Source organism: Treponema sp. UBA7567, assembly GCF_002476655.1.
Classification (GTDB): Bacteria; Spirochaetota; Spirochaetia; order Treponematales; family Treponemataceae; genus Treponema_D.
In genome coordinates, this window is the sequence record NZ_DLLH01000016.1 from 37561 (window position 1) to 45033 (window position 7473).

General features: G+C 39.8%; 4 protein-coding genes. All 4 read right to left on the reverse strand.

The genetic code is table 11. The features are described 5' to 3' along the window. Positions 1–410: 410 nt before the first annotated feature. Positions 411–1010 (reverse strand): AAA family ATPase, encoded by a 600-nt coding sequence (locus B3Y13_RS01595; RefSeq protein ID WP_296668188.1) that lies wholly within the window; start codon positions 1008–1010, stop codon positions 411–413. A gap of 130 nt (positions 1011–1140) precedes the next feature. Then, positions 1141–3672: a hypothetical protein gene (locus B3Y13_RS01600; RefSeq protein ID WP_296692272.1), complete on the reverse strand. Its 2532-nt coding sequence runs from the start codon at positions 3670–3672 to the stop codon at positions 1141–1143. 66 nt (positions 3673–3738) lie between these two features. Beyond that, a complete protein-coding gene (locus B3Y13_RS01605; protein WP_296668186.1) occupies positions 3739–5631 on the reverse strand; it encodes an ABC transporter ATP-binding protein in 1893 nt (630 codons plus the stop codon). Between the two features lie 21 nt (positions 5632–5652). After that, positions 5653–7386 (reverse strand): ABC transporter ATP-binding protein, encoded by a 1734-nt coding sequence (locus B3Y13_RS01610; protein ID WP_296668184.1) that lies wholly within the window; start codon positions 7384–7386, stop codon positions 5653–5655. Between the last annotated feature and the right edge of the window lie 87 nt (positions 7387–7473).

Below are 7473 nucleotides of genomic sequence, written 5' to 3' on the forward strand. Positions count from 1 at the left end.
GCTGACAAAATGCTTTTTCTGTTTTCGTCACGATGACGATTGCCGCATTTTTCAATATAGATTCCGGATCAAGTTCGGAATGACGAAAAAGGCAAGTCACGATGACGATTGTCGTTCAAACACTTTTTCTGTCTTCGTCATGGTGACGACTACCGCATTTTCAATATAGATTCCGAATCAAGTTCGGAATGACGAAAAAGGCAAGTCACGGTGACGATTGCCGGCAAAGCACTTTTTCTTGATTCGTCACAGCGCTTGCCTGCGCGGCTTGCATTGCGGCAGGGATAGGAATGGCGCGGAAGCGTTGTTTTGCGGCTGCTTTTCTTCTTGCTTTGCCCGCGCTGCAAAACAATGGAGCGAAGCGGAACCATGGATAGCCCGGCGACGCGGAGCGGCGGCCGCCCGTTGTTTTATTCGGAAAAGAGCAGTTTTGCCGCGTCTGTTATAATTTTTACCGCTCCTTCCACGCCAAATTTTTCAACATCAATCATTAAATTTCTTCCGTGGCGGTCGCCCCTGTTTTTGCCAGTTATGTATTTGTAATATCTGTGGCGTTTTCTGTCGATTTTGGCAATCATTTTTTGCGCCTGTTTTTGTGTTAAGCCGTATGCCTGAGAAATATGAGTTACGCGATAAGAAAGCGGCGCATAGACAAAAATGCTCAAGGTTGAATCTAAATTTTGCAAAAAATAGTCCGAACAGCGTCCTAGCATGACGCAGTTTTCTGAGCCTGCAATTTTTCGAATCACGCCGGCCTGCGCTTCAACCGCTTTTGGAGAATAAAACATTCCTGAAACTCCATAGCCAAACTCTGTCTGAAAATTGTCCGTTATGCCGGGATGTTCCTTTTGAGCGAAAAATGTCAGTTTGTCTACTCCGCCCTCTTTTGCCGCAAGAGCCACAAGCTCCTTGTCGTAAAACTTTACACCGAGAGCTGCCGCCACCTGACGTCCAATTTCGCGGGCATTGCAGCCAAATTCGCGGCCAATTGTAATTGTAAAGTGTTTCATTTGTTTGCCTCCAGAAAAAAAAGACGCCGGACCAAAAAGCCTGGCGTCTTTGCAAAGTTTGTTTTCTATCTGACAAGGAAAATATAAAAGAATTTTGTTTTTCCGTCAACAAAATCAGAAAACCGCAAAATCAATCCGCTTCAAAAATCGTTTTTAAGCCGGCCTTGACTCTTATTTTTTTGCTATCAATGTGGATTTTGCCCTTTTTCTTTTCGATTTTTTGAATTCCGAAATATTTATTTAAAAAACTTTCGTTTTTTGCCGTGATATAGAAATTTACATCACATTCAAAATCGGTTTTGTCTTTTTTAAGAGAGTACATTGCCTTTTTTTCAAAATTTTTGAGTTCAAGAATTACGTATTGGTCAACTTCGCCGGATTTTTTTTGCGTGCAAAGGACAAATCCCGGATAAAGCGGAAATTCTCTTATGCGCAGAAGTTTTCCTTCTCTTTTTTCCTGAACAATTTGGCCTTTGTATTCATCTTTTACGCAAAGGCTGTCGAGATATTCTGAATAGTCGTTCTTGTATTCTTGTAAATTTTTGACAGTTTGATTTTTTTCCAGTTTTTCGAGAATTTTTGAATATTTTTCGGCGCGCTGAGCCGCAAGATTTATTACATGCGGATACAAAATGCTCATATATTCATAATTCAGGCCGTAACTGTCAGCGTTTGTGTTAAAAATGTCGCCTGAATGCATTGAGACTGTCTTTATTTTTGGAAAATCAATTTGGTTTAAGAAAGTAACGGACAAAACTAAATCCGCAAGGTTCCATTCCCAGCGGGATTTGTTTGTATTGTGGCGGTATCCGTTGTAAACTTTCATCTGTCCGCTCAAAAGTTTCGCATACTGTCTGTTGGATTCTGCAGCTTTTTTGAGGTTTTCGGTATCCTGCGCAGTGTAGACGGCTTTTTCAAAAGCCATTTCCGGAAGATTGAATACCTGAAGGAACGGATTTTCGTACATATAAACAGCTTTTAAGGCGTCCGGATCGCCCGAAATTCCGCTTTTGTCCATAAAAATTTTAAATTCGTTTGCAGAAAGAAGACCTTTTGAGTTTTTCCAGTTTAATTCCAAATAATTTTCAGTTGCCGAGCTTTTTACACAAAAAGTTTTTCGGTTTATTCCGTCAAACATTTTTTTCAGGAGTTCTGTAAATTCTTCATGTTCGCAGTTTATGTCTTCTTTTGAAAAATCCGGCGTAACAAAAAAGTTCTTCGGAACTCCGTCTTTTCCGGGATCAAAGCGCGGCATATAAGTCCACATTTCTACGTCATAGAATTTTATTGACTTTGATTCCTGCCAACCGTCTTTTTTTATTGTTATCTTTAAATTAAAACCGCCTTCGTTTGCAAGCGTAAAATCTTCAACCTGAACGCTTAGATTTTCGAGATTTTTTCCGTTTTCAAAAACACTGCCCTTAAAAGCGTATTCGCAGGATTCTCCCCATTCCGATTTTCCGCCCAAATAATCCTGCTCTGTAAAAAATAAATTGCACTTTGTAAAAGTCCATTCTGCGTCAAAAATCTGTTTTGAATAAAATCCTGTGTTGCCTTCAAAATCCAATCCTGCGACACGAAGCTCCCGCGCGGAATTTCCATGCCCGTTTTGATGAATCGAAATGAATTTTGTAAGGCGGGCTTTTCCCTCAAGCTTAATATCCGGCTGCTTACGCCAGTCTTCTGCTGGAAGTCCCCAGCTTTCAAAATTTGAGCGGTATTCATTTCCTTTATATTTTGACTTATAAGGCTCGTAAGTATATTTAAAAAACATTGGATCGCAGCCCATAGTGTCAAAATCAATAAGCCTTGTGTACATTGAGCCTTTGTCGCCGATTATAAAATTTGTCGAAGCCGAATTGCTTAAATTTACGGCGATAAAACGTCCGTTTTTTGGAGTTAAAAAAGTTTTTGAAAGGTCGGCAGGAAGCCCTGAATCCGTAAAGCGAATCTCGTTTCCTTTTTCGGTCAAAAAATAGATTGTCTCAAGCCCCATTGTGCCAAAATGATGCTCGTTCTTAAAAATATCTTCATGCCAAAGTACATCTTTCCGTCTTGCTCCCATTGCCCAGGCCCGGTAATTGTTTACAACAATTCCAGGTTTAAAAACCACACTCTCTGGCCACCCGTAAAGATAAACCCAAGTGAAAGGTTTTACGTAAAAAGGACTTGCAGCCTTTTTTCTGACTTCTTTTTCTGTGTAAGTTCTGTAAAGCCTGCCCTGCTCGTCAAAAACAAAGACGCAGTTTGAATCTCCCGAAATTTCTACGACTGACTGCGCGCCTTCTGGAAGTCCAGTTCCGCAATAAAGCTTCCATAAGCTCTCGTTTTTAGTTTTAAACAAGAGCTTTCCGTTGCGAATCATAAATTCGTAATTCTTTGTAAAAGTCTGTGTCCGCGTTTTTATAAAAATATGCTCAGGATAAGTTCCATTTATGCTCTGTTCGGAAGAATTGTCCTGCAAAAAAAGTGAATCTGGAGCGTTAAGAGAATTTTCGATGGATTTATAAAATTTGCCGTCGGCAGAAAGAGAGGCAAAAGTTGACTGAGGTGTCTGGCAGGAGGAAAAAAACAGCGATCCAAAAGTTCCTAAAACAACAGGAACAAAGGCATAATATAAATTTAAAAGTTTTTTTGATGAATTCTTGCAGTATTTTCTCATAGGCACTGAGTTTAACATAAAAATACACTGCATTAAAGCGTGACTTTTTTTGTTTTACAGAATTTTTTAATTCAACTCGAATGCCCCGGTATAAAGCTGATAATATCTTCCATGCTTTTGCAAAAGTTCATCGTGAGTTCCGTGTTCGATTATAGTTCCTTCTTCTAGGACAATTATGCAGTCTGCGTTGCGCACTGTCGAAAGCCTGTGCGCAATTACAAAGACAGTGCGCCCTTTCATAAGCTGATCCATGCCCCTTTCGATTAAGAATTCTGTGCGGGTATCAATTGAACTTGTCGCCTCATCAAGAATCAAGACCGGCGGATTTGCAACCGCAGCCCGGGCAATCGCAATCAGCTGACGCTGGCCCTGGCTTAAATTTGAGCCGTCGCCTTTTATAACAGTGTCAAATCCCTGCGGAAGGTGGCGGATAAATGAATCGGCATTTGCAAGCTTTACCGCGTCATAAACCTGGTTATCCGTTGCTTCAAGGTTTCCGTAGCGAATATTTTCGAGAACCGTGCCCGTAAAAAGGTGAATATCTTGCAGAACAACAGCAATGGAACGTCTTAAATCCTGCTTTTTTATGTCATTTAAAGGAATTCCGTCATAAGTAATAGAGCCAGAACCTTCTTTTATGTCGTAAAACCGCGTCAAAAGGTTAGCAATAGTCGTTTTTCCAGAACCTGTCGAACCAACCAGAGCAATTTTTTGTCCTGGTTTTGCGTGCAGACTGATTCCATTTAAAACTCTTTTGCGTCCGTTGTAAGAAAAATTGACATCCTTAAAAACAACATCGCCGCAAAGAAGTTTTAATCTGTCGAGTTCCGGACAATGCCATGCCCATGTTCCTGTCTGCGCAAAACTCTGAACAAGAACTTTTTCGTCTTTTTTGAATTTTGCCTCATAAGCATTTACCAAAGAAACAGTTCCATTGTCAGTTTCTGGCTTTTGATTGATTGCGGCAAAAATTCTTTCTGCTCCGGCAAGAGCGTTCAAGATTGAATTGAACTGCTGGCTCAACTGGCTGAGCGGACGGGAAAATTCTCGTGTTGACTGCAAAAAGCTTGCAATTGTTCCCAAATCCATGTAACCGGTAATTACGAGAACCGCGCCGAAAATAGAAATCAAGGCATATTGAAAATGAGAAAGGTTGTTCATAATCGGACCAAGAATATTTGCATAAGTTGACGCCTGAGTTCCAGATTCGCATAGGGCTTCGTTCAGTTTAGAAAAATTTCTGTTTGCCTGTTCTTCCCGCGTAAAGATTTTTACAACGTTCTGGCCTTCAATCATTTCTTCTATGTAGCCGTTTATTTTGCCAATATTTTCCTGCTGAACCCGATAAGCATTTGCGCTCTTTTTTCCGACCGTCGCGCTCAAAAGCATGATTCCTGCGACTGTCAAAACCATAACGGCAGTAAGCGGAATGCTTAAAAAAAGCATCATGCAAAAAATTCCAGCAACCTGAAAAATTCCCGTCAAAAGCTGAGGAATACTTTGGCTGAACATGTCGCGCAAAGTGTCAGTGTCGTTCGTATAAAGCGACATTAAAACTCCGTGCGTATGTGAATCATAATATCGCAGTGAAAGCTTAGATTGATGGCTAAAAAGTTCGCAACGGATTTTATAAAGAGTCGAAGTTGAAATTTTTAAAAGAAGCCTTTGTGTTAAAAAAGACGAAATTGCGCCGATCGCGTAAATTCCGGCTATTTTTATTATTAAAACGGCAAATCCTGTCAAATCCGGATTTTGCTTTCCCATAAGAGGAAGAATATAATTATTTACGGCAGGTTTTAAAAGATATGCGCCCGCAACTTCTGCTCCTGCCGACAAAATTATGCAGAAAAAAAGAAGAGGCAGCAAAACTTTAAAAGTTTTCATGTAAGCAAGGAGCCGCAAAACTGTTTTTACTGTGTGATTGGGCTTTTGAGCGCCACGATTTTTTACAGATGACATCTATGCTTTTCTCCCCGATTTTTAATTTTTACTAATTTGAGAATCATAAATTTCTTTATAAACTTTGTTCTCCTGCAAAAGCTGGCTATGAGTTCCAATCCCAGTTATTTTGCCTTCATCAAGCACGACAATAAAATCCGATTCTTGAACTGAAGCGATTCTCTGCGCAATTACTATTTTTGTGGTTTGAGGCAGGCAATTTCTCAAAGAGGCACGAATTCTTGAATCTGTTGCGGTGTCAACGGCGCTCGTTGAATCGTCCAAAATCAAAATTTTCGGATTTTTTAAAAGCGCGCGCGCAATGCAAAGACGCTGTTTTTGTCCTCCGCTCAAGTTTACTCCGCCCTGTCCAAGCTCAGTTTTAAGGCCAGCTGGAAGCTCAGAAATAAAATTGAACGCATCTGCAACTTGACAGGCATGTTCAATCTGTTTTTGCGTTGCGTCTTCGTTTCCCCAGCGCAAATTCTGTTCGATTGTTCCGCTAAAAAGCACATTTTTTTGCAAAACCATTCCGACAGCACCGCGAAGAGCCTTGTAACTGTAATTTTTTACATCGGCTCCGCCAACTTTTACGCAGCCACAAGTGCAGTCATAAAGCCTAGGGATAAGAGAAACAAGGGTTGATTTTGAAGAACCAGTTCCGCCGATTATGCCGACAGCCGAACCTGAAGGAATTTTTAAATTTATGTCCGACAAAACGCAGTTGCCGTTTTTGCCTTCATAAGAAAAGGAGACATTAAAAAACTCGACTGAACCGTCTTTGACAGAATTGATTTTTGAGCCGTCATTTGAATCATCTTCTTCGGTATTAAACGAAAGAACTTCCATAACACGAGAAACAGAAGCTTTAGAGAGGATAAATTGAACAAAAATCGAACTAAGCATCATCAAGCTCATTAAAATCTGCGTAACATAAGTAAGAAAACTTACAAGTTCTCCAGTTTTCATAGAACCGATAATAACCATTTTTCCGCCAAACCAAAGAGTTGCGATTATGCACATGTAAATTACAAATTTCATTATCGGCATTGAGCAGATTACAAGTTTTTCGGCACGAACTTGACAATCGCGCAACTGAGCGGCAATTTTTTCAAATTTTTCACATTCAAAATCTTCGCGGACAAATGCTTTTATGACACGAATTCCAATCATACATTCCTGGACAAAACTATTGAGCGCGTCGTATTTTTTAAACATTGCTTGAAAACGCGGGTATGCCTTTGCAGAAATAAAAATCAAAAAAAAGGCAAGCAGAGGGATTGCAATAAAAAACAAAAACGCCAGCCTCAGGTTTATAAAACAGGCAATTATCGTTCCTGTAAGCATCATAAGCGGAGCGCGAACCAAACTGCGGATTAAATTCTGGTACATATTCTGAAGATTTGTAACGTCCGTCGTTAAACGAGTAACAAGAGAACCTGTTCCAAAATGCTCAAGCCCCGCAAAAGAAAAATTTTGAACTCTTTTAAACAAATTTGCCCGCAAGTTTTTTGAAAAACCATAAGAAGCAAGAGAAGAAAGGCGGCCGCCGCAAACTCCGCACGAAAGAGAAAAAAGTGTGCATAGAACCATAAAAATTCCTGTGCGGACTACATAATTTATATTTTTTGTTGCGATTCCATTGTCAATTATATGTGCCATTATAAGCGGAATTACAGTCTCCATAACAACTTCGCCAATCATGACAAGAGGAGTAAAAAGCGTAAAAAGCACATATTTTTTTTCAAGACCAGAAACAATCTTTTTTAAATTCATACGTTCATATATTATAAGTCTTATCAAAATTTTATAAATGTAAAAATTTGTTTTATTTAAGGTGATAACAAAAACAAAATGCGGAAG

Bases quoted from the DNA above. Each gene is read 5' to 3' on its own strand.
- B3Y13_RS01605 (WP_296668186.1), bottom strand. From the start codon at position 5,631: ATGTCATCTGTAAAAAATCGTGGCGCTCAAAAGCCCAATCACACAGTA.
- B3Y13_RS01610 (WP_296668184.1), bottom strand. From the start codon at position 7,386: ATGAATTTAAAAAAGATTGTTTCTGGTCTTGAAAAAAAATATGTGCTT.
- B3Y13_RS01600 (WP_296692272.1), bottom strand. From the start codon at position 3,672: ATGAGAAAATACTGCAAGAATTCATCAAAAAAACTTTTAAATTTATAT.
- B3Y13_RS01595 (WP_296668188.1), bottom strand. From the start codon at position 1,010: ATGAAACACTTTACAATTACAATTGGCCGCGAATTTGGCTGCAATGCC.